At 61.7% G+C, this 22,057-nt stretch carries 21 protein-coding genes; 7 read left to right on the forward strand and 14 right to left on the reverse strand.

Annotation, left to right across the window (positions count from 1 at the left end):
- Nucleotides 1-5: 5 nt before the first annotated feature.
- The 3 genes from EEB12_RS12910 to EEB12_RS12920 form a co-directional block, all read right to left on the reverse strand.
- Nucleotides 6-1,772, reverse strand: a complete 1,767-nt coding sequence (locus tag EEB12_RS12910) for a cholesterol oxidase substrate-binding domain-containing protein (protein WP_141487907.1) — start codon at nucleotides 1,770-1,772, stop codon at nucleotides 6-8.
- Between the two features lie 96 nt (nucleotides 1,773-1,868).
- Entirely contained in the window at nucleotides 1,869-2,672 is an 804-nt protein-coding gene (locus EEB12_RS12915) for a metal-dependent hydrolase (RefSeq protein WP_141487908.1), read from the reverse strand.
- 220 nt (nucleotides 2,673-2,892) lie between these two features.
- Nucleotides 2,893-3,357 carry a hypothetical protein gene (locus EEB12_RS12920; protein WP_029254320.1) on the reverse strand — a complete coding sequence of 155 codons (465 nt, stop codon included), beginning with the start codon at nucleotides 3,355-3,357 and terminating at the stop codon, nucleotides 2,893-2,895.
- A gap of 167 nt (nucleotides 3,358-3,524) precedes the next feature.
- Between EEB12_RS12920 and EEB12_RS12925 the strand changes: the two genes are divergently transcribed.
- Both EEB12_RS12925 and EEB12_RS12930 read left to right on the forward strand, forming a co-directional pair.
- Complete coding sequence (locus tag EEB12_RS12925; protein ID WP_003943475.1) at nucleotides 3,525-4,229, forward strand: response regulator transcription factor; 705 nt, start codon at nucleotides 3,525-3,527, stop codon at nucleotides 4,227-4,229.
- The gene (locus EEB12_RS12930; protein ID WP_019746593.1) at nucleotides 4,226-5,605 is read left to right on the forward strand and encodes a sensor histidine kinase; all 1,380 of its coding nucleotides are present in this window, start codon (nucleotides 4,226-4,228) and stop codon (nucleotides 5,603-5,605) included. Before EEB12_RS12925 ends, EEB12_RS12930 begins: the two co-directional genes overlap by 4 nt.
- Here the strand turns inward: EEB12_RS12930 and EEB12_RS12935 are convergent.
- The 8 genes from EEB12_RS12935 to EEB12_RS12970 form a co-directional block, all read right to left on the reverse strand.
- Nucleotides 5,502-6,491: an LLM class F420-dependent oxidoreductase gene (locus tag EEB12_RS12935; RefSeq protein ID WP_020723628.1), complete on the reverse strand. Its 990-nt coding sequence runs from the start codon at nucleotides 6,489-6,491 to the stop codon at nucleotides 5,502-5,504. The two genes, EEB12_RS12930 and EEB12_RS12935, sit on opposite strands and share 104 nt — an antisense overlap.
- 6 nt (nucleotides 6,492-6,497) lie before the next feature.
- A complete protein-coding gene (locus tag EEB12_RS12940) occupies nucleotides 6,498-7,184 on the reverse strand; it encodes an HAD family hydrolase (RefSeq protein ID WP_030535692.1) in 687 nt (228 codons plus the stop codon).
- Between the two features lie 269 nt (nucleotides 7,185-7,453).
- The gene (locus EEB12_RS12945; RefSeq protein ID WP_019746589.1) at nucleotides 7,454-8,905 is read right to left on the reverse strand and encodes a catalase; all 1,452 of its coding nucleotides are present in this window, start codon (nucleotides 8,903-8,905) and stop codon (nucleotides 7,454-7,456) included.
- Between the two features lie 31 nt (nucleotides 8,906-8,936).
- Nucleotides 8,937-9,491 carry a Fur family transcriptional regulator gene (locus tag EEB12_RS12950; RefSeq protein WP_019746588.1) on the reverse strand — a complete coding sequence of 185 codons (555 nt, stop codon included), beginning with the start codon at nucleotides 9,489-9,491 and terminating at the stop codon, nucleotides 8,937-8,939.
- A gap of 289 nt (nucleotides 9,492-9,780) precedes the next feature.
- Nucleotides 9,781-10,428 (reverse strand): hypothetical protein, encoded by a 648-nt coding sequence (locus EEB12_RS12955; protein ID WP_141487909.1) that lies wholly within the window; start codon nucleotides 10,426-10,428, stop codon nucleotides 9,781-9,783.
- Nucleotides 10,412-12,127: a GMC oxidoreductase gene (locus EEB12_RS12960; RefSeq protein ID WP_141487910.1), complete on the reverse strand. Its 1,716-nt coding sequence runs from the start codon at nucleotides 12,125-12,127 to the stop codon at nucleotides 10,412-10,414. Before EEB12_RS12960 ends, EEB12_RS12955 begins: the two co-directional genes overlap by 17 nt.
- Complete coding sequence (locus tag EEB12_RS12965; protein WP_141487911.1) at nucleotides 12,124-13,608, reverse strand: flavin-containing monooxygenase; 1,485 nt, start codon at nucleotides 13,606-13,608, stop codon at nucleotides 12,124-12,126. The genes EEB12_RS12960 and EEB12_RS12965 overlap by 4 nt, the downstream gene beginning before the upstream one ends.
- Nucleotides 13,605-14,129: a TetR/AcrR family transcriptional regulator gene (locus EEB12_RS12970; protein WP_257207300.1), complete on the reverse strand. Its 525-nt coding sequence runs from the start codon at nucleotides 14,127-14,129 to the stop codon at nucleotides 13,605-13,607. The genes EEB12_RS12965 and EEB12_RS12970 overlap by 4 nt, the downstream gene beginning before the upstream one ends.
- Before the next feature lie 183 nt (nucleotides 14,130-14,312).
- Between EEB12_RS12970 and EEB12_RS12975 the strand changes: the two genes are divergently transcribed.
- The 5 genes from EEB12_RS12975 to EEB12_RS12995 all read left to right on the forward strand — a co-directional run bounded on the left by EEB12_RS12975 (nucleotide 14,313) and on the right by EEB12_RS12995 (nucleotide 18,096).
- Entirely contained in the window at nucleotides 14,313-15,017 is a 705-nt protein-coding gene (locus EEB12_RS12975) for a LuxR C-terminal-related transcriptional regulator (RefSeq protein WP_019746583.1), read from the forward strand.
- Nucleotides 15,018-15,207: 190 nt separating this feature from the next.
- On the forward strand, nucleotides 15,208-15,450 hold the full coding sequence (locus EEB12_RS12980; RefSeq protein ID WP_141487913.1) for a LuxR C-terminal-related transcriptional regulator: 243 nt from the start codon (nucleotides 15,208-15,210) through the stop codon (nucleotides 15,448-15,450).
- Nucleotides 15,451-15,581: 131 nt separating this feature from the next.
- Nucleotides 15,582-16,649 carry a sensor histidine kinase gene (locus tag EEB12_RS12985; protein ID WP_046379749.1) on the forward strand — a complete coding sequence of 356 codons (1,068 nt, stop codon included), beginning with the start codon at nucleotides 15,582-15,584 and terminating at the stop codon, nucleotides 16,647-16,649.
- Nucleotides 16,646-17,743, forward strand: a complete 1,098-nt coding sequence (locus tag EEB12_RS12990; protein WP_141487914.1) for a hypothetical protein — start codon at nucleotides 16,646-16,648, stop codon at nucleotides 17,741-17,743. The genes EEB12_RS12985 and EEB12_RS12990 overlap by 4 nt, the downstream gene beginning before the upstream one ends.
- A 47-nt stretch (nucleotides 17,744-17,790) precedes the next feature.
- Nucleotides 17,791-18,096, forward strand: coding sequence for a hypothetical protein (locus EEB12_RS12995; protein ID WP_019746579.1), 306 nt, complete (start codon nucleotides 17,791-17,793; stop codon nucleotides 18,094-18,096).
- Nucleotides 18,097-18,102: 6 nt separating this feature from the next.
- On the opposite strand, the gene EEB12_RS13000 is transcribed toward EEB12_RS12995, so the two are convergent.
- The 3 genes from EEB12_RS13000 to EEB12_RS13010 are packed head-to-tail and all read right to left on the reverse strand — an operon-like array spanning nucleotide 18,103 to nucleotide 22,033.
- Entirely contained in the window at nucleotides 18,103-19,014 is a 912-nt protein-coding gene (locus EEB12_RS13000) for a hydroxymethylglutaryl-CoA lyase (protein ID WP_019746578.1), read from the reverse strand.
- A gap of 1 nt (nucleotide 19,015) precedes the next feature.
- Entirely contained in the window at nucleotides 19,016-20,230 is a 1,215-nt protein-coding gene (locus EEB12_RS13005; RefSeq protein ID WP_019746577.1) for a CaiB/BaiF CoA transferase family protein, read from the reverse strand.
- Between the two features lie 36 nt (nucleotides 20,231-20,266).
- Complete coding sequence (locus EEB12_RS13010) at nucleotides 20,267-22,033, reverse strand: multicopper oxidase family protein (protein ID WP_141487915.1); 1,767 nt, start codon at nucleotides 22,031-22,033, stop codon at nucleotides 20,267-20,269.
- Between the last annotated feature and the right edge of the window lie 24 nt (nucleotides 22,034-22,057).

A 22,057-nucleotide genomic window follows, 5' to 3' on the forward strand; every position in this document is an offset into this window, starting at 1 on the left:
GAGATTCAGCTGGGCGGCAAGACGCGGTCGATGAACGTATTGCTGAAGACGCGGTGCGGGTCGTGTTCGTCCAGAGTGGCGAGAGCGAAGTCCCAGTTCCCGTCGCCACCGGCACGGAAGGTGGCAGGCACTGTGCTGGTGAGGAATTCGTCGTCCTGGTACGCAGCTTGATCGGTGAATGCCCATCCCTTGGACCACTCCGGACGGAAAGTCGCGTAATCGCCGGAGTAGTTCGCGACCATCCACCGTTCCATCTCGCGAAGGAACGCGGGCAATCCCGCGGTGCCGGGAATCGAGACCACGTTCATCCAGATCGCCGTATCCCAGTCCTGACGATCCGCCCGGGGCCGCACCGCTGACAGATCCGGCACGCCGGCGCTGTCGACAAGGACTTCGCCACTGTCATCGACACCACAGAGACGCACTTCGAACGGCATGTTGACGGGATACTGCCCCAGCGACGCGTAGTGCGTCATTCGCTCGTTCAACCAACTCGTCATCTCGTGGACGACTCGGCCGATGTTGGACCGCTTGGTGATCACCGCGCCGCCGCCCGCTACTACGCGCAACGTCGTGTGCCGCAGGTAGAACAGAACATCTTTTGACCAGCCCCACAGATCGTCGGTGTCGGTCAGCGCCAATCCTGCTGCTACAGCTCCGAACTGAGAGGCGCCGAACAGCGGTGTCGCAGCTTGAAGGCCCTGCGCCACCATCCCCAACGGGGTGGTGACTTCTTCGGGAATCGCGTCGGAGAAGAAGTAGTTGTACGGCCCGCTCACCTCTCGGGACTCCGGTGGTTTGACCGGGGTCGGCGTCCAGACCTTGAGCCACGGTGTTTGCGTGAACGGGAACCAGATCGCCTCCACCCGTCCGGATTTCTCGACAAAACTCTCGTAGGTACGCCCTGGCGAACCGGGAGCAGCAAAGAGTTCTTGCCACGGAATGTCGGTGAAACTCTGGCACCGCAGCCGATAATTCTCCCCGGCTTGCAGCGTCACGGAGGTGACGAAGGTTCGGCCCAGGTGAGTCAGGAAAGCCGTGATCTCGTCATCTGATCGGTGAAAAGTCTTCAGCCCGTAGCGATTGCTGCCTTCGTCCCACGCCACCACCGTGATCTCGGTGATCAGGTTGCTCAGCGACCCGTACGACTGGCCAGGGGTAATCGTCTCCCCCACCGCCGGATACGTTGCCCCGTGAGCGCCGATCGCCAGTGCCCCGGCGATGGACAGCTCACCGATCGCCGGAGAGTTGGCCCACCCGAGCCCCTCGCGCTCGAGCGCTGTCAGAATCGCTTCGATACTGGCGCCGGCGCCCGCCGTGACTGTTGCGGGCGTGCCGTGCTGCACCACAACCGAATTCAAGTTCGCCATCGTACCGACCAGCAGAACTCGATCCGAAGGCGCGCCGGGCACCACCGTCAACGGACTCCACCCGTGCATCGTTCCCTTCGCACGCACTGTGTACCCGTTGTCGAACGCCCAGTTGGCGAGGGCGACGACGTCGTCGCTGTGCCGCGCCGTCGCCGTCCACACGCTGTCGAGCATGATTTCTCGCGACCAGTTCGCGTATGCCTGCTGTGACAACGGAATGTCCGACGGAAATCCGGGCGGTGGCGCGATGGTCGATGCCGAGCCCCAGGGAACAGCTCCCGCCGGTGCCCAGGAAATACCCGCGAGAGCAGCTGCGCCGACACTCGCTGCGAGAAATCCGCGCCGGCTCACACCGTTTTCTCTCGAGCTGTGCTCCGCCTTGCGCTCTGCTTGATGCACCACTGCTCACTCCGTCAGCCGACTCGGTTCATGTCAGGGACGAACGTAGAACAAATATGATTACGATGCCAGTGGTTCCGTAATAAAAGATTTAGATGCTCACTGCACCATCGGAGCGAAGACGGCGTAGATCGCTTCCGGGGCGCCGTCGAAAGCACTGATGATCAACCAGACAGTCAGGACCGTCAGCGCCGGCCCGATCAGAATCTTCTCGAGGTTCCCACCTGCGCGGATGGACAGAAATGACGGCAGCCGTTGTTCCCACCACCGCTTGCCGCCGAGCGGAATCAGGGGCGCGAGAAACGGCACCCCTTCCTTGGTGATCGCATCGCCGAGACAGTGTGTGGCGCAGCCCAGTGCCACTGCAACACCTAGCCCGGTGGATCCGGCCTCACTCGGATACCACTGCCAGGTGAGGGCCGAGAGCACCAACGCAACGGCGGAGACGGCGAGCCACCCCTTCTCCTTGGCCAATTCACCCGCCAATCCTCGGATCGCCAGCCCGAGGCAGAAGAACAGCGTGATGATGATGGCGGGCTTCCCGAACTGAACAACCAGCGCCGAGACCCCGGCCCCAAGACCGGCGGCAAACAGCGCGGTGTGCGTGAGCGTCCGATGTCCACCACGACGCTTGCCGTCCTTCTTGCCTTTGGTGATGCGGTAGAAGGTCACCGAAATTGCGTCGATACCTTTGGCCAGCGCTTTGCTGAGCGGACCGAATGATCGGGAAACCGTCGACTGACCGGTATCGAGGTCGGGAAGCAAGGCGGCTCCCGCGCACACACCGGCAAAAGTCAAGGTTTCAGCGGTGGATGTGGGCCCTCCCCAATCGAGAGGCAACAACTCTGCAACCACCAACCCCACAGCAGCACCGGACATCGCGTGGGTGGGGCCCATGACCATGAAACACAACACCTTTCGAAACGCGCCCCGCATCAGGCCGTACCGGACCCTCTGCAAGACACCACACACATGACGCCGTCGGCGACGGCCCCGGCATGCTCGCCGAGACCGCCCCGAACGTAGCAAGTGCTACCGACAGGGTTGACCAACCTCCGGACCCGGTTGAGTACGGCCGTACCGTTCCAGGTCAAAGCGGTTCATGCGGAGCTTTTTTCGCTCGTCAGCCCGCAGCAACCGCGCATGACAGGGCAACGCCTTCCTCCAGCGGAGCGACGCCTGCCATGTTGAGCACCTCTGCCGGAACACCCTCGATCGCCGGAGCCCATTCGACGGTCGGCAACGCCGGCACCCCTTCACGCGCAATGAATGTCGCGGCGTCGCCAGGGACTTCGATCGTGATTGCGGCTGTGCCCGCCTCCTCGGCGCGCACAACCTTGCCCTCGTCGATGAGCTTCTGCAGCTCCTCGTCGGAAATCGGCGTCGCGGCACCACACGCTACTTCCGGTGCCACACCTGCCTCTGACGGAGCGGTCGCGATCGATCGCACCGCCACCGGCGACCCTTCGGAAATCGGGTTGGAAGCCCAGGCGATTCCCGGCGCCACGGCCATACCGAGGACCGCCACCGACGCCACCACCACACCGGTCCGGCTGGCCCGCTTGCCGTTCACTTTCAATCGCGTCATCGTTGTTCTCCTTGATCGAACGTTCTCGAATTCTCGGCGCGGTCGCATCCGAGAAACCCGAGGTTATGAAGCCAACACTGCAGATCTGTTGTCGGTTTCTTAGGAGTTGATGAGAATGCGGCGGCCCTCGCTCCGAGCGACGCCCCAGGTCGCAATCCGATGGCACCATGGCTGGAGTGAGTACACGCGAGCGCATCCTGATCGTTGACGACGACGCGAAGGTTCTGAATTCGCTCGAACGTGGACTCCGATTGTCGGGCTTCGACACGGCAACTGCCGTCGACGGACGATCGGCCTTGTCATCGGTGAACAAGCAATGCCCGGCCGCACTCGTTCTCGACGTCAACATGCCCGGCCTCGACGGCGTCGGAGTGGTAACCGCCCTGCGCGCGATCGGCAACGAGGTTCCGATCTGCGTACTCAGCGCCCGAAGCTCCGTGGGTGACCGCATCGCGGGGCTGGAGGCGGGCGCCGACGACTACCTCACCAAGCCCTTCGAATTGGCCGAGCTCGTCGCCAGACTGCGCGCATTACTACGACGCACGACGCGAGCCACTCCGTCGGTCGACCATCCGATCACGGTGGGACCGCTGACGGTCGATCTCCGTGGCCATCGAGCACACATCGACGGTAGGCGAATCGAACTCACCAAAAGAGAATTCGACCTGTTGTCGGTACTCGCCGAGCATGCCGGTGTCGTACTCAGTCGCGCACAACTCCTGCGACTCGTCTGGGGTTACGACTTCGCTGCCGACACCAATGTCGTCGACGTCTTCGTCACCTACCTACGCAAGAAACTCGAAGTCGACGGGGCGCCCCGCGTGATCCACACGGTGCGCGGAGTGGGCTTCGTCCTGAGGGCCGAACGATGAAGCGGCCGCTGTCACTTCAGACCCGGGTAGCCATCGCGTCGGGCCTGGCCGCCGGAATCGTGATTGCCGCGATCGGAATTGCGTTCGCGGTCTTCCTGCGCGTCAACGGATCCGAACAACTCGAACGCACTCTCGATTCCGTCACCCTGGGCGTCGCAGCGAGTGCACCGAGCCCCCTGTTCATCGAAACACCAACTGCAACAACAGAACCATTCGTGGTCAGCCCTGGATTCAACGCCACGACCGTCAGCGCCTTGGCTACCACCGATGTTCGCAGTCGGGATGTTCTCGTGCCCGGCGACAGCGGCGCCGCATTGGCCGTCAGCATCCCCGAAGATCCACTGACCCAGGCAATCCGTGAACAGCAGTTCCAAGTGGCCGCTGCGGCAGTGGTCGCCATCCTTGCCGCGGCCGGGCTCGGCTGGTTCCTCACAGGCCGAGCCGTCCGGCCCCTACAGCAATTGACCGAGACCACCAGTTCGATCGGCAACAACCTCGACGTCGAAGGACTCTCGCGCCGGGCACCGTCGGTGCGCGGAACGCGCGAAGCCGAAGAACTGTCGGAGGCAATCCACAGCATGCTCAGCCGCATCGAAACCGATAGAAGCCGCACCGAAGAGGCGTTGGAGTCGGCACGCGATTTCGCTCGCGTCTCCGCCCACGAACTACGCACACCTCTCACGTCGATGCGTACCGATCTCGAAGTTCTCGCAACACTGGATCTCACGGAAAGCCAACGCCGCGAACTGTCCAGCGAGTTGTTGGAGGCGCAGCGCCAGATCGAGCGCACCCTGACCGATCTCGAGACGCTCGCCCTGGGTGAAGTGGCCGATCCGGAGGATTGTGCCGACGTCGATCTCGTGGAGGTTGCCGATCGTGCCGTCGCTGACGCAGGCCGTCTGCACCCTCAGGTCGACGTTCGTTTGAAAGCACCGGAAGAACTTTCGGTTCAGGCCTTTCCCGCGGGCATCCGTCTGGTGTTGACCAACGCCGTCACCAACTCCGTTCGGCACGGCAATGCCGACGAAGTCGAGATCACCGTCCGATCAGGGGCTGCCACCGGTTCGGCGACGGTATACGTCGACGACAACGGCACCGTGATCGCGCCGTCGGAACGCGAAGCGATGTTCGAACGATTTGTTCGTGGTACCGGCGCCGGCGACGCCGGAAGCGGTTTGGGGTTGGCCCTCGTCGCGCAGCAGGCGCGGCTGCACGGCGGTAGCGCGCGACTCGACGCGAGCCCCCTCGGCGGAACTCGATTGATTTTCTCGATCAACCCAATTCGACGTGCAGAGCCTCGAGCAGTGGCTTGGCTGCCTCGTCGAAGAATCGGTCTTGGGTATCTCCACCGATCTGTACCAGCGCCACATCGGTGAACCCGGCATCGGTGTACGCCTTGACTGCCTCCACGATGACATCGAGATCAGGACCACACGGAATACTTTCCGCCACATCCTCTTTGCGCACGAACTGAGTCGCACCTGCGAAACTCGCCGGTGTGGGTAGTTCGGAGTTCACAGACCACCCTCCACCGAACCACCGGAACTGCTGATGAGCGCGAGCGATGGCCGTGTCGCGATCAGGATCCCACGAGATCGGAATCTGACCGATGGTCCGGCCTGCTGGAGCCAACCCGTACGCCCGGCCGTGAACGTGCTTCCACTGGTGCACCAGATCCGAATCCGGTTGCACGGCAATCAGGTCATCGGCCATCGGACCGAAACGCTCGACGGACTTGTCGCCGGACATGGCCAGCGCCAGGGGAACCGGGTTCTCCGGGAGATCCCAGATCCGCGCGGACTGAACGTCGAAGTACTCCCCCTTCCAGCTCACCAGATCCCCGGCAAGCAGTGCGCGAATGATGCTCACTGCCTCCTGCAGCATGTCGTGCCGGGTGTCGACGGACGGCCACCCCTCGCCGACCACATGCTCGTTAAGGCTCTCGCCACTTCCCAATCCCAGTGTGAAGCGCCCGTCCGCGAGGATCTGGATCGTCGCGGCTTTCTGCGCGACCACGGCAGGGTGGTACCTGACGGTCGGACAAGTCACATACGTCATCAACCCGACTCGCTCGGTGGCATGGGCAACTGCTCCCAGCACCGACCAGGCGTAAGGCGCATGCCCCTGCTCGGTCAGCCACGGCGAGTAATGATCACTCATCACTTCGAAGTCGAAGCCGACTTCTTCGGCCCGAACTGCATGGCGGACCAGTTCTTTCGGGCCGGCCTGTTCGGTCATCAAGGTATAGCCGAATCGTGCCATCACTGATCAACTCCCGGTATCTTGGCCTGAAACGAGTTCGGAAATCACACTGCCGTCGAGGTGGTCGAGAAGGTCGCGGGCGTCGTCGTACACCTCCGCCGCACCCGCGCCGTCGAGTTCGTCGGTCGACATGCCGCCGCTGCGCACTCCCACAGCCACAACGCCCGCCGATGTCGCAGCCTTCATGTCCCAGACGGCGTCTCCCACCATGACCGCATCGCCAGCGTCGACACCTGCCTTCGCGAGCGCGATCTCGATCAGGTCCGGATCAGGCTTGGCCTCGTCGACGGATTCCGAAGAGGTGGCGGCGTAGATCATTTCGTCGATGTCGAGCGTCTGGCGCAACAACTCCAGTTCGTCGTCGGGCGCCGAGGTAGCGAGCACGACGTGCAGTCCGAGCGAGTGAACTCGGCGGATCAACTCTCGCGCTCCCGGCAGTACTCGGAGACGGTCAGCCGACTGCCGGTAGTACTTGGTGTGAAGTTCCTTGGCCCGTGGCCCGCACCCGTCGATGTCTTCGCCGAGCAACGTCTCCAGTAGTTGGTCTCCGTCCATGCCGATGCAGCGGTGCACCCGCCACGCGTCAACCGGGCGACCCACCTCGAAGAAGGCTCGCGACCACGCTTCTACATGCAGATAGTTGGAATCGACGAGCGTTCCGTCGATGTCGAAGAGAACTGCACCTGTTGCCATGGGAATTGACTGCCCAACACCTCGGTTCGCGAAACTTGTGCCCCGAGCATTCTCCGCTCGAGAAGCGGATCATGGAGAGTGCGAACAGCAGAAGTGCACGTCGAACAGGGGTGTCGTCATGGAGTCAGTGGTTGTGTTCCTTCTGGCATGCTTCGTCTACTGGTTCGCACTGCTGTAGTTGGGCAGACAAAAACGGACCGCTGCCGGGAAGTGATTTCCCTTGCAGCGGTCCGCATTCGGTAAACCTAGGCGATGCTCATGTCAGCGGGTCACTGACCTGCGCGTACACCTTCTTCGACGCGCTTGCCCAAATCTGCGTCGACGTTCTTCCAGTACTCGAAGACACGCAGTAGAACTTCTTCGCTGACGCCGGCAAGGGCGTGGCCGACGATGTTGCTCACCAGGCGCTCACGAGCTGCGTCGTCGAGAACTTCACGGACCAGCGTTCCGGCCTGCGTGAAGTCGCCGTCCTCGGCGTGCTCGATGTATCCGGCGCGCACTGCCTTGCCGTCGAACGACCACAGGCCTTCGTCACCGGCAACAGACGGATCGGCGTGAGGTCCGCCGTACGAGTTGGGTGCGTACACCGGCGTCGACGGGGAATTGAAGCTGTAACGCATGGCGCCCTCCTTGGAGTAGGAGTTCACCTCGTTCTTCGGGGCGTTGACCGGCAGGTCGGCGTAGTTGGTGCCGATGCGGTAACGATGTGCGTCGGCGTAGGAGAAGACGCGACCCAGAAGCATCTTGTCCGGGCTGAATCCGATGCCGGGCACCACGTTCGACGGCTCGAAGGATGCCTGCTCGATCTGCGCGAAGAAGTTCTCCGGGTTACGGTTCAGCGTCCACTTGCCGACCTCGATCAGCGGGTAGTCCTTCTGGGACCAGACCTTGGTGAGGTCGAACGGGTTGAAGCGGTAGCCTTCGGCCTCGTCGACCGGCATGATCTGAACCTTGAGGGTCCAGCTCGGGAAATTACCGGCCTCGATGGCGTTGTACAGATCCGCGCGGTGGTAGTCGGGATCGCTACCGGCGAGGCTGTCTGCTTCTGCCTGCGTCAGGAACTCGATGCCCTGATCGGTCTTGAAGTGGTACTTCACCCAGAAGCGTTCGCCCGCAGCGTTGACCCACTGATAGGTGTGCGATCCGAAGCCGTCCATGTTGCGCCAGGTCTTCGGGATACCGCGGTCACCCATCAACCAGGTCACCTGGTGAGCCGTTTCGGGACGCAGAGTCCAGAAGTCCCACTGCATGTCGTGGTCACGAAGACCGGAGCCTGGCAGTCGCTTCTGCGAACGGATGAAGTCGGGGAACTTGATGGCGTCCTTGATGAAGAACACCGGGGTGTTGTTGCCGACGAGGTCGTAGTTTCCCTCTTCGGTGTAGAACTTCATCGCAAAACCGCGCGGATCGCGCCAGGTGTCCGGGCTGCCCTGCTCACCGGCGACGGTGGAGAAGCGGACGAGCGACTCGGTCTTCTTACCCGGCTGCAGGAACGCGGCCTTGGTGTACTTGCTGACGTCGTGTGTGATGACGAGTTCACCGAAAGCGCCGCCGCCCTTGGCGTGGACGATGCGCTCCGGGACACGCTCGCGGTTGAACTGCGCGAGCTTCTCGATCAGGTAGTGGTCATGAAGGAGCACCGGCCCCTGAATACCCGCGGTCAGCGATTCGTCATCACTTGCGACCGCGATACCGAAATTGTTGGTGGTGGGCTTGGTCATGGCGAAGCCTCCTAGCGTTGTGGGCTGGGCGTCAGAGGAGCGGGGCTGCATCCGAGCCGAACGCATGGGCTGCATGCGAAGGGGCCGGCTCGGAGGTTCTGGACGCATCAATTCGATTCTGCGAGACCGTGTCCGACGCGGTGTCGGATTCGGCAGAATTCTTCAGGCAATCTTCGCAACGGCCCCAGAACACGACCTCGGCTTCGTCGATTTCGAAGCCGTGATTATCGGAAGGTTCGAGGCAGGGAGCTTGGCCGACAACACAATCGACGTCGACGACCTTGCCGCAGCCGCGACAGACGAGGTGATGGTGGTTGTCACCAGTTCTCGTCTCGAACCGTGCGGGTGAACCCGCCGGCTCGATGCGTCGCAGCAATCCTGCGTTCACGCATGCCTTGAGCACGTCGTAAACGGCCTGTGTGGATACCGATCCGAGCTGCTGCCGCACGAGTGCTGCAACAGAATCGGCGTCTGAATGCGGTTGGGCTGTAACCGCATCCAGCACGGCGAGGCGCGGAGCAGTGATCCTCAACCCGACGGCGCGCAGTTGCGCTCGGGGGTCGAAGTCATGCTCTCCGTCTCGCATGTTTCCCAGTATGCCGCTTTTCTGGAATTAGTCAAGAAAAGGATTGCCTAAGTTGAATCGAGACCGGCGTCACATACCTGGGGCGGGAACAAATCCGGGGAGACCACCGTTGAACACCCTGTCGGCGTCCGAACAAGCCCCGGGCCCCACCCCTTTTGTCGCTGCGAGCGACCACCCGCCGAGAGGCGCCTGTGGGACGTCGACACCTAACTTATTTACACAACACGAGCAAGGCCGCCCAATCACCGACTGGGCGGCCTTGCTCGTTCTTTCGCAGGTCAAAACCCTGTTACCGGTGCTTGGCTGCTCCCGTAGTCATTTTTCCGCCCAGAATCACGACGCCGTGATGAGTGCCCGATGCCAACCAGTTCGGCAGTGTCGGCCCCTCTGCCTCGACGCTCACGCGCGCATATCGGAACGACCCCGTCAGCCTGGCCGACGCGATCGCCAGACCTCCACCGGATTCCGGCTGCGCAAATCCCAACGCCCCGGCAATCGGCAGACGCGGCCCGAGCATCCGCGTGTCCGAACGCACCCGCCATTCGTCGCCGGTTGCAATGAATTTCTGCTGCACGTCTCCGTCGAACTCGGCCAGAACCTTGGGCAATTGCCAGTGGACTCGCCCGCCGTGCACCGACGGTTCCGAATCCACCGCGATGAAAGGGACCGCCATCCGCGGCATAGGCCCGATCCGTTTCCCTGGCGCATGCAAGACCGGACTGGCGAGGATCTCGCGATACGGGCCGACCGGCGAATCGAGGTAGTCCACCATCATGGCCACCGTCACCGGAATCGTTCGATCGTCTGGCCCGAGTTCCCGCGCCGCCTGCGTACTGCGGTGCCACCACAGTGTTGCGCGAACGGAAGCAGGCCACGGCGGCGGATCGCTCACCGGCCAGTCGACGCGGTCACTTGTCGATTCAGGCACGCTCCACATCGGACACCTTCTCAGCTCGAACGGTCAGGGGAAGCCGCAAAGCACCTGGTGCATGCGTCGGCACCACCGGGTTGGACGGCAACGTCGGATCGATACGTACGTATGGTTCGCCGGTCTTCGGGCGGGCGTCTGCGGCACCTTTGTTCGGCCACATCGCGCACGCTCGTTCCGCCTGCGCAGTGATGGTCAGGGAAGGATTCACGCCGAGATTCGCGCTCACCACCGAACCGTCCATGACGTGCAGGCCGGCATGTCCGTAAGCACGGAGATACGGATCCACGACGCCACTCGCCGCGCTGTCACCGATTGCGCAGCCACCCAGAAAGTGCGCCGTCATCGGGATATTCACGATCTCGGCGATGGAACCGCCCGGGTCACCGTCGATCTTCTCGGCGACCTTGCGAATAGCTGTATGGCCCTGCGGAATCCACTGGGGAGGTGGATCACCCGGTCCCGGCCTACTGGTGAGGGAACGCCCGAATCGTTTGGTGTTCTTGGAAAGCTCGAGGGAGTTGTCGTCGGTCTGCATCACCAGCGCGATGACGGTTCGCTCGGACCAGTTCCGTACCGACAAGGACCGGAAGAACGCACCGGGGTGCCGTGCCGCGACCGCCAGAGTCTTCAGCACCCGGGGAGTTCGCCCGCCGCCGTCACTCAGGACGGTCTGCAGAAGTCCTATTGCATTGCTGCCCTTGCCGTATCGCACCGGCTCGATGTGCGTGTGATCATCCGGATGAAAGGACGATGTGATCGCTACGCCCTGCGTGAAGTTCCGTCGACGCGACTTCGACGTTGCGGCCAGTACGGCTTCGGAATTGGTACGTACTACGGTGCCGAGAGTGTCCGACAGGTCAGGCAGTGCACCGGATTCCTTCATCCCGAGCAGCAGTCTCGCCGTTCCATAGGTTCCGGCGGCTACCACCACCTGATCGGCGGTGAACCGAACTTCTCGCCGGCGGACGCCGTCCGTTCGCCTCGCGAGCAGGTGATAACCACCGCTTGCGCTCGGCCGAAGTTCGGTGACGGTCGTGAGCGGATGAACCCTGGCGCCCGCTTGCTCGGCGAGATGGAGGTAGTTCTTGACCAGCGTGTTCTTCGCCCCGACTCGGCACCCGGTCATGCATCCCCCGCATTCGGTGCAACCGGCGCGTTCGGGCCCTTTTCCGCCGAAGAACGGGTCCGGCACGGAAACTCCTGCCTCCCCGAAGAAAACACCGACGGGGGTGGACGTGAAGGTCTCCCCCACGCCCATCTCTTCGGCTACGTCTTTCATCACCGCATCGGCCGGAGTGAAGGACGGATTGGTGCGAACACCCAACATCCGTTTGGCCTGGTCGTAGTACGGCGCCAGTTCGTCGTGCCAGTCCGTGATGTGCGCCCACTGACGGTCTTCGAAGAACCGCATGGGTGGCTGATACAACGTGTTGGCGTAGTTCAACGATCCGCCCCCGACGCCGGCTCCCGCCATCACGAGTACGTCCGGAAGAAGGTGGATACGCTGAACCCCATAACATCCGATCCACGGCGCCCACAGGTACTTTCGCATCCGCCAACTGGTTTCGGGCAACTCGTCGTCGGCAAACCGTCGACCGGCTTCGAGCACCCCGACACGGTAGCCCTTCTCCGTCAGGCGAAGAGCGGCGACACTGCCACCGAATCCCGATCCGATTACCACCACGTCGTAGTGCGTCGTGGTCATGCCTGGACGCTTTCGATCTTGCGAGCGGAGTAGTTCTCACGATCGAAATGCTCCAGCAGCGAACGGAATTTGAATGTGAACGTCGGCCACTGCACCGAGTTGCGCCCCTCCGGATCGATGTACCAACTCGAGCATCCGCCCTTGTTCCACACCGTGTGCTGCAACTCGTGCTGAATTCCCTTGTTGTAGTGCACCTGTACCGACTCGTTGACATCAAGAGCGTCCAGTCGCTCACGTTTCATGGTGTTCAACGCGTCGTTGACGTACTCGGCCTGGGACTCGAGCATGTACACGATCGAACTGTGTCCGAGGTTGGTGTTCGGACCGTACATGAGGAACAGATTCGGGAACCCGCTGACCGCAGTGCCCTTGTAGGCATTGGGGCTACCGTTCCAATGCGCGGCCAGCGTTTCGCCACGTTTTCCGGTGATCAGATGCGCCACAGGCGGTTCCGTCGGCGTGAACCCCGTGGCGAAGATGATGGTGTCGACCTTGTGCTCGACTCCGTGCCCGTCGACCACCCCGCCCTCGGTGACCGAGACGAGCCCGCTGTCGACCAGGCTCACGTCCGCGCGGTCGAGGGTGCGCAACCAGTCGTTGGACAGAAGCATGCGCTTGCAACCGATCGTGAAATCGGGAGTCAGTTTCCGGCGCAACTCCGGATCTTTCACCTGTCTGCGCAGATGGAGGCGCGCGGCCGCCTCGAAGGCCGGCAGGACCCACGTCGCATGTGACATCGCGACACCGAGCAACTCGCGAAAACCGTAAACCGCTCCGCGAACAACTTTCTGCGTAGCGGGAATCCGCGAGTAGACGGCCTTCTGCGCCGCAGGCAGGGTGCGATCCATTCGCGGAATCACCCAGGCCGGAGTTCTCTGGAACACGGTGACATGGGCAGCAGGGTCGGCAATTTCGGGAACGAACTGAACCGCCGACGCTCCCGTTCCGATCACGGCTACGCGCTCACCACGCAGTTCGTGTTCGTGGTTCCACGTCGCCGAATGGAAAGTGGTACCGGAGAATTGGTCGAGACCGGGAAAATCCGGGATCTTGGGTGTCGACAACGCCCCGGTCGCAGCGACCAGCGCTTTGGCTGTCAACGACCCCAGGGATGTCCGGACACGCCACAGCGCCGCATCCTCGTCCCACACAGCGGCTTCGAGTTCGCAGTTCAGGATTACGCGATCCCCGATGCCGGTGTCTGCGGCCACTTTCTTCAGATAGTCGTAGATCTCGGGCTGACGAGCAAAGGTATGACTCCAATCAGCGCTCGGCGCAAAAGAATACGAGTACAGCGCCGTCGGCACGTCACAGGCACAACCTGGGTAGGTGTTGTCTCGCCAGGTGCCACCGATATCAGCTCCGCGCTCGATCAACACGACGTCCGCCGTTCGGTTGTCACGAAGCATTCTGGCCGCCAAGCCCATACCGGCGAATCCGGCACCGACGATCAATGTTTCGACATGTTCGGGAAGCTTCACTTCTTCTCCACTCGGGATTGCCAGGCCGGCAACAGTCGCGCTCTGAGCGCGTCGTCGGCTTCGGGTGTACGGAAAAGGGCTGAGACTGCAAGACCGCGGACGAGTTCGATGGTGAGTTCGACCGACTCGGAATCGAATCGATCGCCGAACAACTCGGCGCTACCGAACTCGAGTGCCTCACTGACCTTGCGTTCGAGGGGCACCGTCGCCGCATGCAGAACAGGATCGGTTCGCGCCGCGACCCACAATTCGAGGGCGGCATGGAACAGTGGCCCGGAGAACGCGTCCGCCAGGACCTCGAGACCTCGGCCGCGATCCACTTCAGCGGTGAGGATTTCTTCCAGTCGCTTGTCGACCAGATACTCGACGGCCGCAACGACCAGCGATTCCTTGGTCGGAAAATGATGCAGTTGCGTACCTCGCGAGACCCCTGCGCGGCGGGCGATCTCCTGGGTGCTGGTCCGGGCGTAGCCCAGTTCGACAAGCGATTCGACAGCGGCGTCGAGCAGGCGCCCACGCATCACGGCAGTTCGTTCGGCCTGCGTACGGCTTACTTTCGCATCGGAAGTGGTCTCGGTCACAAGACAACTGTAGAGCCGAAACGTAAAACAGTCCAGGCTGACTTCAAATCTTGATACGTAACATACCGATCAGTCAGCTCTGCCTGATAACGTCCTCGCATCGAGCGGAGGGAAACAATCGCTATGCCAGAGCAAACTGCATTTCCACACCGCCGTGTCGGACTGGTGGAAGACCACGAGTCGGTGGCTATCGGCTTGTCCGTGATGCTGAAGGACGAGCCGGATATCGAGTTGGTGTGCATCGCGACCACTGTGTCCGAGATGCTCGCTCAGAACGTCAGCTTGGATCTGGCAATTCTCGACCTCCGACTGGCCGACGGTTCATCACCCAAGAGCAACGTCGAGGAACTGCGGGCCGCGGGGCTCGAGACATTGATCTTCACCGGGGCGGAAAACCCGTTCCTCGTTCGCTCGGCTGCCCGTGCCGGTGTACTGGGCGTCGTGCGCAAGTCAGAACCGACTGCCGTCGTGATTGATGCAATACGCGCCGCCGCGTCGGGAAGGCAGGTGGTGACGACAGAGTGGGCTGCCGCAATCGACGGGGATCCAGGTCTCGACGAGGTGGGTCTGAGCCCTCGACAACTCGAGGTCCTCGAACTTTACGCATCCGGAGAGAAGGCAGATCGTGTTGCGCGACTCACCGGTTTGGCGCCGCAGACGGTCAACGATTACCTCCAACGCATCAGGCAGAAATATGCGGCTGCCGGACGGCCGGCCCCCACAAAGACAGATCTGTACAAACGCGCGGTCGAGGACGGGGTGTTACCGATTCCGGAACGCAGGAATCTCGGTAGAAATCTGACCTTGACTAACAATGACCTTCAGTAATGAAAAAGTTCGGTAACGATTGCTTTCGCTAAGGCTGCCCCTGGAAATATGGGCAGAGGAATTGATGTCTGGGAAAAATGGCCAACTTCGACTTACATTCACCTGGTAAGAAGACGGCGCTGTCGGGGAGTCTGTCATTCCGCTAGACGAAAGAAAGACGAAACTCATGACCGTCACTGTGGAAAACTGCATGACACAAGTCCCTGTCGGACCGCACCTTTCGGAGCGCGAAGTCGAGGTTCTCAGGGAATGGCTACTGAGTGATTCGAAGTCCCGCGTCGCTCAAAACCTCTACATAAGCGTGGGAACGGTGGGAACCCACCTGTCCCGGATTCGCGAGAAGTATGCCGACGTTGGAAGGAACGCACCGACGAAATGCGAACTACTCGTGCGAGCGATACAAGATCAGATAGTGACGATCGACGAACTCTGATCGACAAAGTTGCTTTCGACAAAACAGCCACTGCTTCTGACGAAATTCTCAGGCTCTTCGGCCGTTTCATCGGCGCAGGCTATGTCTGCTATCTGATATTGCTCGCCCCTGCCATTGCCGAAGCCACTGCGATGTCCGCGTCTTGGTGGACCCCGCTGGCAGTGGTCGCAACTTTCGGTAGTGGACTGGTATTGGGAGCATCGACGTTTCACGCAGACACCCGGTGGGTGAAACGAGCCGCGAGTGCAAATGCGCTCCTCTACGTCGTGGTCATCCTCCTGTGGTGGCCGGCCTGGAATGGTGAGCACGTCACGGATTTCACCTTGTGGATTTCCAATTTCCCCGGCGTCGCCAGCCTTGCGGCAGCTGCGGCTTGGCGACCGGCCGCTGCCGTCGTGCACCTTTTCGTGGCGGCAACACTCGCACAGTTGACCAATCACATAATCCGGACGAGTCCCACGACGCACCTGCTTGTTCCCGACCTCGCCTTCGCCTGGACATTTTGCGCGGTATTCGTCGCAGCGGCCGTCATGGCCTTGCGTACCGGTCGAGTGCTGGATGCAACTATCGCCACCACTCATGCCGCTGCGGCAGGCGCCGCCGCGGCCGAGGCCAAGTCCGTCGAACGCGAGAGATTCGACGCACTCATCCACGACACCGTGATGTCCACCCTGCTCGCTGCTTCGAGAAACGATGCCGATCCCTCGGTCATCGCTCAGGCACGAAGGACTGTCGAGAGGCTTGACGAACTCCGCTCCGGAACCGATCACGAGACGAGTTTCGACTTCGACGGAATCCTCGCTCAGTTGCGTTCAGCCGCTTCGGAAGTGGACGAAAACATCACGTTCGAGACCGCCCTGTCAGTCGGGTCCGATCCGAGCGGATACGCGCCCGACTCGATTCGTGCGATGGCCGGTGCGATGGCCGAGGCGCTGCGCAACAGCGTCAAGCACGCCGGAAGCAGTGCACGGCGTTCGGTCACGGTCACGGCAACCACCACCCACCTCGAAGTAGTCGTCGCGGACGACGGCGTCGGCTTCGATCCGAGCTCCGTCGAGACGCATCGCCTCGGAATCACTGTCAGCATCCGCGGCAGAATGCGCCAACTCGACGGCGGATCGGCAACCATTCGATCGTCACCCGGCCGCGGCACTTCGGTGACTCTGACCCTGAGCTTGCCCGCAGCGGTGATGAGATGACCAGACCGGACGGACGAGATGTCCGCGATCTCCTCGGCATGCACAGCCGTGCTGCTCGATTCATGGCTGCATGCTTCGCGCTCACCTGCGTGATCTCGGTCGCGTACACCTCCTCCGACGTCCGCGCAGTCTGGCCGATGGTCTTGGCAATTATCGTGTGCTCGACTGCGGCTTTCACACTCGTTCTGAGCCGAGGCGACCCGATGCCGCTGGGGCAGAGCGTTCTGGTGTCTCTGACCGGCGCCGTCACGAGTGGCCTGGTGTTGTCAGTGGTTCCAGTGCCCGTCAACGACATGACTCAATTGTGGATGTTCGGGATGTCTACGGCCGTTTTCACCTTCATGTGCGTTCGCGGGCGTACAGCACTCGCGTGGCTCGGGCTTGGGCTCATGGTGTTGGTGACCGCCATCTGGTCCTCCACTACCGGCCAGGGGGCCATGTACGGAGTGTCGTTGACGGTCATCAACGCGGGCCCTGTTCTGATGTCGACCTTCTTCGCGTACACCATCCGTCCTCAAGCCAGGGTTATCTACGAACTTCGGGAGCAGTCCACCCAACGAATTGCCTCCGCATCCGCTAGCGCTGCGATTCTCGAGGAACGCGACGCGCAACTCGACAGGCTCGATCTACTTGCGCGCCCACTCCTCGAACGGGTCGCTTCCGGGATTCCGCTGACAACCGCCGAGCGGCAAGAATGCGAACTCCTCGAGGCGCAACTCCGAGATTCGCTGAGGGCGCCTGGCTTACAACAGACAGATGTCATCGATGCTGTGCATGCCATTCGAAACCGCGGCGTCGAGGTAGTCCTGCTCGACGACCACGGAATGGATGGCGCTGACCCCGCCGTGCGCGACCGAATCCACGCGAGCATCGTCCGGGAACTCACCGCGATCACGCGAGGCAAAGTGACCATTCGGATCCTTCCACCTCGGCGCACCGCTATGGCCACGATGCTGGTCGACACTGAAGACGTTCGACGAATCGAGTTCGATCACAACGGAATGCAGCTGTTACGGCAGGGAGAGCAGAGGGAACTCGGCGCCTCGTCCATGTCCGTCGATCCGACTACAGACAGCGCCGTCTATCCCGAATAGCTTTCGAGGAGAGTGAGATTCACCGCGTCGATCACCAGGAGAAATGAATGATCTTCGAACTGCGTCCAGCACATGTTGCACGCGCCCTTGCCGCACTGTGTGCCCTTCCGATTCTGTGGACCTTCGCAGTCGAGGGAATCACCACGACAACGGAATACGACTACAGCACGGGCGAAGTATCCTCATCGAGCGACCTGGGCTCTCAGATCGGAAGCGTAGCGATCTGGATCGTCCTCGCGATCGCATGTGCCGCCGGTGCATGGTATCTGGAGAAACAGCGCATCGGTTGGCCGCCGGCGGCACACGAGCAGCTGGTCAAACTGCAGCTGGCATCACCCAACCGAGAAGAGTAAAGGTCCCTATCGCTTCCGATCGCCGGCGCGGAGAAGATTACTGGGAACCGTATGGCCCACTATCTCCTCTGCAACGGCAGCGGCACGAATGCTCGCATCCAGGTCGATACCTGTCGCAATGCCCATGTCTTCGAGCATGTAGACCAGTTCCTCAGTCGCGATATTGCCACTGGCACCAGGAGCAAACGGGCAACCGCCCAGGCCACCGGTGGACGCATCCAGGTTTCGAACTCCGTGCTGCACAGCCGCCAACGCACTGGCAAGACCAGCGCCACGCGTGTTGTGGAAGTGCACGCCCAAGCCGAAGTCACCCACTCTTTCGCCGACAGCGTCGATCAACCGTCCGACGCGTCCCGGTGTGGCAGTGCCGATGGTATCCGCGATCGAGAACTGATCAGCGCCGAACTCTTTGGCCTGCTCCGCAATCCGCAGAACACGGTCCGGATCGGTTGGACCGTCGAACGGACAGTCCCAGGCTGTGGCCACGATGACCTCCACCCGTCCACCAGCCTCGTGGACGATCCGGACGACCTCTCCGATACGTTCGGTCGCTTGCTCCGTCGTCGACCGAGTATTGGCCTCGCTGTGGCTATTCGATGCCGACACAACATATTCGACGGTTTTCATTCCTGCAGCAACGGCCCGTTTCGCTCCACCGATTCCGGCGACCAATGCCGAGAACTCGATGCCTGGCCACTGGTGTAACTCTGCGGCCAACAACTCCGCGTCGGCCAGTGCCGGCACCGCACGCGGTGACACGAACGACGTCGCCTCGATGCGCGAAACACCTGTCGCAGCCAGAGCTTCGACAAGACGAAGTTTCTCCGCCAGCGAGACCGGGTCTTCGATCTGCAACCCATCCCGTGGCCCGACTTCACGAATGCTGACCGCGGGAACACCTGCTTCAGGTACCGACACGTCAGATCACGCCCTTCTTCTTCAGTTCTGTCTGCTCGTCGCCCGAGAGTCCGAGGAGCCCACCCCAGACCGAAGCGTTGTCGTACCCCGGCGACGCTGCTCCCGCGTTGCGCACGGATCCGGGTGTCTCACTGAATGTAGGCACGACGCCCAGGCCGAGGACGTTTTCCCCGATCCGCTCGTCGTAGTGGTCGACGAGCATCCCCCGTTCGATCAGCTGCGGATCCTTGACCACATCTTCAACCGTATTGATCGGCCCGGCAACAACTCCCACTTCGGTGAGGCGTTCCACGAGACTGGTGGGATCTTGGAGCGCAACCCAGGCGCTGATCAATTCGTCGAGCTCGTCCTGATGTTTGCCACGCGCAACATGATTGGAAAATCGGTCGTCTTGCGCTAGTTCCGGTCGACCCATGATGGTGCACAGACGCACGAAGAGCGTGTCCTGATTGGCCGCGATCACCACCCAGTTTCCTTCAGAGGTCTGGTAGATGTTGGACGGTGCGATACCCTCCAACCTCGTTCCCGAGGGCTGCCGGATGATCCCGCCCCGATCGTAGTCCGGGATCGTGGATTCCTGCACCGCCAGACAGGATTCCGTGAGGGCGACGTCGACCACCTGACCACGGCCGGTCCGCTCTCGCGAGAGCAACGCCGCCAGCACTCCCTGAACGGCGAACATTCCACCGAGAGAATCTCCGAGTGAAAGGGCAATACGCGGGGGTGCCTGCCCTGGATAACCGTTCAGATGCCGAAATCCGCTGACTGCTTCGGCAACCGAGGCGTAGCCGGCGCTCTTGGCTTGCGGTCCGCTCTGCCCGTAGCCGGATACCCTGGCCAACACCAACTTCGGATTGCGCGCGCTGAGCACGTCGAATCCCAGACCCCACTTCTCGAGGGTGCCCGGCCGGAAGTTCTCGACCACCACGTCGGCATGTTCGATCAGATTCAGAAACAGGTCGCGGCCCGCGTCGACGCGAAGGTCCAACGTCACACACCGCTTGTTGCGGGCGTGAACCGTCCAGAAGAATCGATGACCGTCCTGCTCTGCCTGACCCCAGGTACGAAGCGGGTCTGGGCGGTCCGGTGATTCGATCTTGATCACGTCGGCTCCCATGTCGCCGAGCAATTTCCCGGCGAAGGGCCCGGCGATCAAGGTTCCGAGTTCAATCACCCGATATCCGTCCAGGGGCCCGGTGGGCGCACCTTCCGACACAGCTGCCTCCTCTGGGAACTTTTCTCCCTTTGAAGGCTACGTCACCACCCGGTATCGCAACATCATGTCGTGGTCTTCGTGATCGAGCATGTGGCAGTGCCAGACGTACCCCTGCAAGTCCCCCATGCCAGCTTCTCCGTGCGCCGAGTGATCTGCCATGGAACCTCTCGCGAAAGTTGCATCCGGATCGAAGCCCAACTCGTCGGCCATCGGAAAGCGCACGATCACGCGGGTGATCGAGTTGGCATCCACGATGACCGTGTCCTTCTCCCCCGTTTCCCACACTTCGGGAGGCCGCAGCGAAGAGGTCACGAATTCCTCCGCCGACGGCGTCCACCGGACCCCCAAGTCAGGCACCGGATACCGCTGCATCAGTGCTGCAGTGTCGAGGCTCTGGCGTCCCACAACGCGGAACGCCACCAGGTGCAGATGAATCGGATGTGGTTCCGTGGTGATGTTGATCAGATTCCATTGCTCGACGGCCCCCTGACGTGGCAGTTCGATATCCGAATCGGTGAACCTCAAATTGTTGAGCGACATAGTGATCGACGGGTAGTCCGACGGACGCGACAGCTGCATGATCGTGAGATTTCGCACCACATCCGGGGACGCCGGTTCGGCGGCAACGGAATTCAGCTGCTGCGGGATCGAGCCGGTGAATCCCTTTGCGCTGCCCACGTCGAACCGACAGAACACCGGCATCACCTGCGTGCCGCGTTGAGCCACCGCAAGGGGTACCGGTTCGTCGTTGCGAAATTCCACCGTCGTGCCCGGCTCGAGCATACTGAAGTCGACCAGCAGATCAGCGCGTTCACCCGGACTCAACCGGACGTGATCCGTCGGCGCCGGAGCGGCCAGTAAACCGCCTTCGGACCCGATCACCCAGAACCGCATACGATTTGCGAAATGCAGATTCCACACCGAATAGGTTGCGGCGTTGAGCAGTCGCAATCGATACAGGCCGCGGGCAACCTCCACTTTCGGCCACACGACGCCGTTCACCACGCCAACGTCACCGGGGGTCGCTGGATCCCATGAACCTTGCGGAGTGAGCCACGTGGAACGGACACTCTGCTGACCGTCGGAAGTGAATACCTTGTCCTGCAGAATCATCGGGAGTTCGAACTCACCGGTCGGCAGGCCGAGAGAATTCCCGGCGGCGCCCGTGTCAACGTCGTCACGGAGAAAATACATCCCGACCAATCCGGCGTAGACGTTGAGGCGCGTCATTCCCATGGCGTGATCGTGGTACCAGAGATTGCCGGCGGCACGACCATTCGTGTATTCGTGGACCAAACCTTCGCCCGGACGCTGGATCAACTCCGGATGTCCGTCGAACTGTGGTGCAGTAACTCCTCCGTGCAGGTGAAGCGAGGTGGGGACCTGTGTGCGGTCGAGGTCGCTGACGCCGTGCAGACCCGGATCGACATCCGCGGCAAGCGGATACGCAGAAATGTCATTGGCATATCGGACTGTGACGAGCTGATCGACGTGAGCTTCGATGGTGGGGCCCAGATAATCCATTCCGCCGTAACCCAGCGACGGCGACGACGGTAGGTCCGGATGGAAACGGTGCATCGACGAAGCCGCGCGAAGCTCCAGGTTGCCACCCGAAATGCCCGGCAGGACAGGAAGGGTCTCCCGAAACGGTTCCAGCCGGGGTGACGGAAGTTGGAATGGGCGTAGCGGATCGATGTCAGGGGGTCGAGCTGTCGCTGATCCAGCGGACAATGCACTCAGGCCGGCCAGCAAGCCAAGCCCTTGAACAAACGATCGTCGACGGATCTTGTGTGACTCGTCCACTCACGGCCCCCTCACGCTGACGGC

It is taken from the genome of Rhodococcus sp. WS1 (genome assembly GCF_003797745.1).
GTDB lineage: Bacteria > Actinomycetota > Actinomycetes > Mycobacteriales > Mycobacteriaceae > Rhodococcus_F > Rhodococcus_F erythropolis.

Excerpts from the sequence above, each read along its gene's own strand:
- EEB12_RS12930 (WP_019746593.1), top strand. The coding sequence starts at position 4,226 with ATGAAGCGGCCGCTGTCACTTCAGACCCGGGTAGCCATCGCGTCGGGC.
- EEB12_RS12990 (WP_141487914.1), top strand. The coding sequence starts at position 16,646 with ATGACCAGACCGGACGGACGAGATGTCCGCGATCTCCTCGGCATGCAC.
- EEB12_RS12995 (WP_019746579.1), top strand. The coding sequence starts at position 17,791 with ATGATCTTCGAACTGCGTCCAGCACATGTTGCACGCGCCCTTGCCGCA.
- EEB12_RS12985 (WP_046379749.1), top strand. The coding sequence starts at position 15,582 with ATGTCCGCGTCTTGGTGGACCCCGCTGGCAGTGGTCGCAACTTTCGGT.
- EEB12_RS12975 (WP_019746583.1), top strand. The coding sequence starts at position 14,313 with ATGCCAGAGCAAACTGCATTTCCACACCGCCGTGTCGGACTGGTGGAA.
- EEB12_RS12950 (WP_019746588.1), bottom strand. The coding sequence starts at position 9,491 with ATGCGAGACGGAGAGCATGACTTCGACCCCCGAGCGCAACTGCGCGCC.
- EEB12_RS12920 (WP_029254320.1), bottom strand. The coding sequence starts at position 3,357 with ATGACGCGATTGAAAGTGAACGGCAAGCGGGCCAGCCGGACCGGTGTG.
- EEB12_RS12925 (WP_003943475.1), top strand. The coding sequence starts at position 3,525 with ATGGCTGGAGTGAGTACACGCGAGCGCATCCTGATCGTTGACGACGAC.
- EEB12_RS12940 (WP_030535692.1), bottom strand. The coding sequence starts at position 7,184 with ATGGCAACAGGTGCAGTTCTCTTCGACATCGACGGAACGCTCGTCGAT.
- EEB12_RS12955 (WP_141487909.1), bottom strand. The coding sequence starts at position 10,428 with ATGTGGAGCGTGCCTGAATCGACAAGTGACCGCGTCGACTGGCCGGTG.
- EEB12_RS12980 (WP_141487913.1), top strand. The coding sequence starts at position 15,208 with ATGACACAAGTCCCTGTCGGACCGCACCTTTCGGAGCGCGAAGTCGAG.
- EEB12_RS12935 (WP_020723628.1), bottom strand. The coding sequence starts at position 6,491 with ATGGCACGATTCGGCTATACCTTGATGACCGAACAGGCCGGCCCGAAA.
- EEB12_RS12945 (WP_019746589.1), bottom strand. The coding sequence starts at position 8,905 with ATGACCAAGCCCACCACCAACAATTTCGGTATCGCGGTCGCAAGTGAT.
- EEB12_RS12915 (WP_141487908.1), bottom strand. The coding sequence starts at position 2,672 with ATGGTCATGGGCCCCACCCACGCGATGTCCGGTGCTGCTGTGGGGTTG.
- EEB12_RS12970 (WP_257207300.1), bottom strand. The coding sequence starts at position 14,129 with ATGCGTGGGCGCCTGCTCGACGCCGCTGTCGAATCGCTTGTCGAACTG.
- EEB12_RS12960 (WP_141487910.1), bottom strand. The coding sequence starts at position 12,127 with ATGACCACGACGCACTACGACGTGGTGGTAATCGGATCGGGATTCGGT.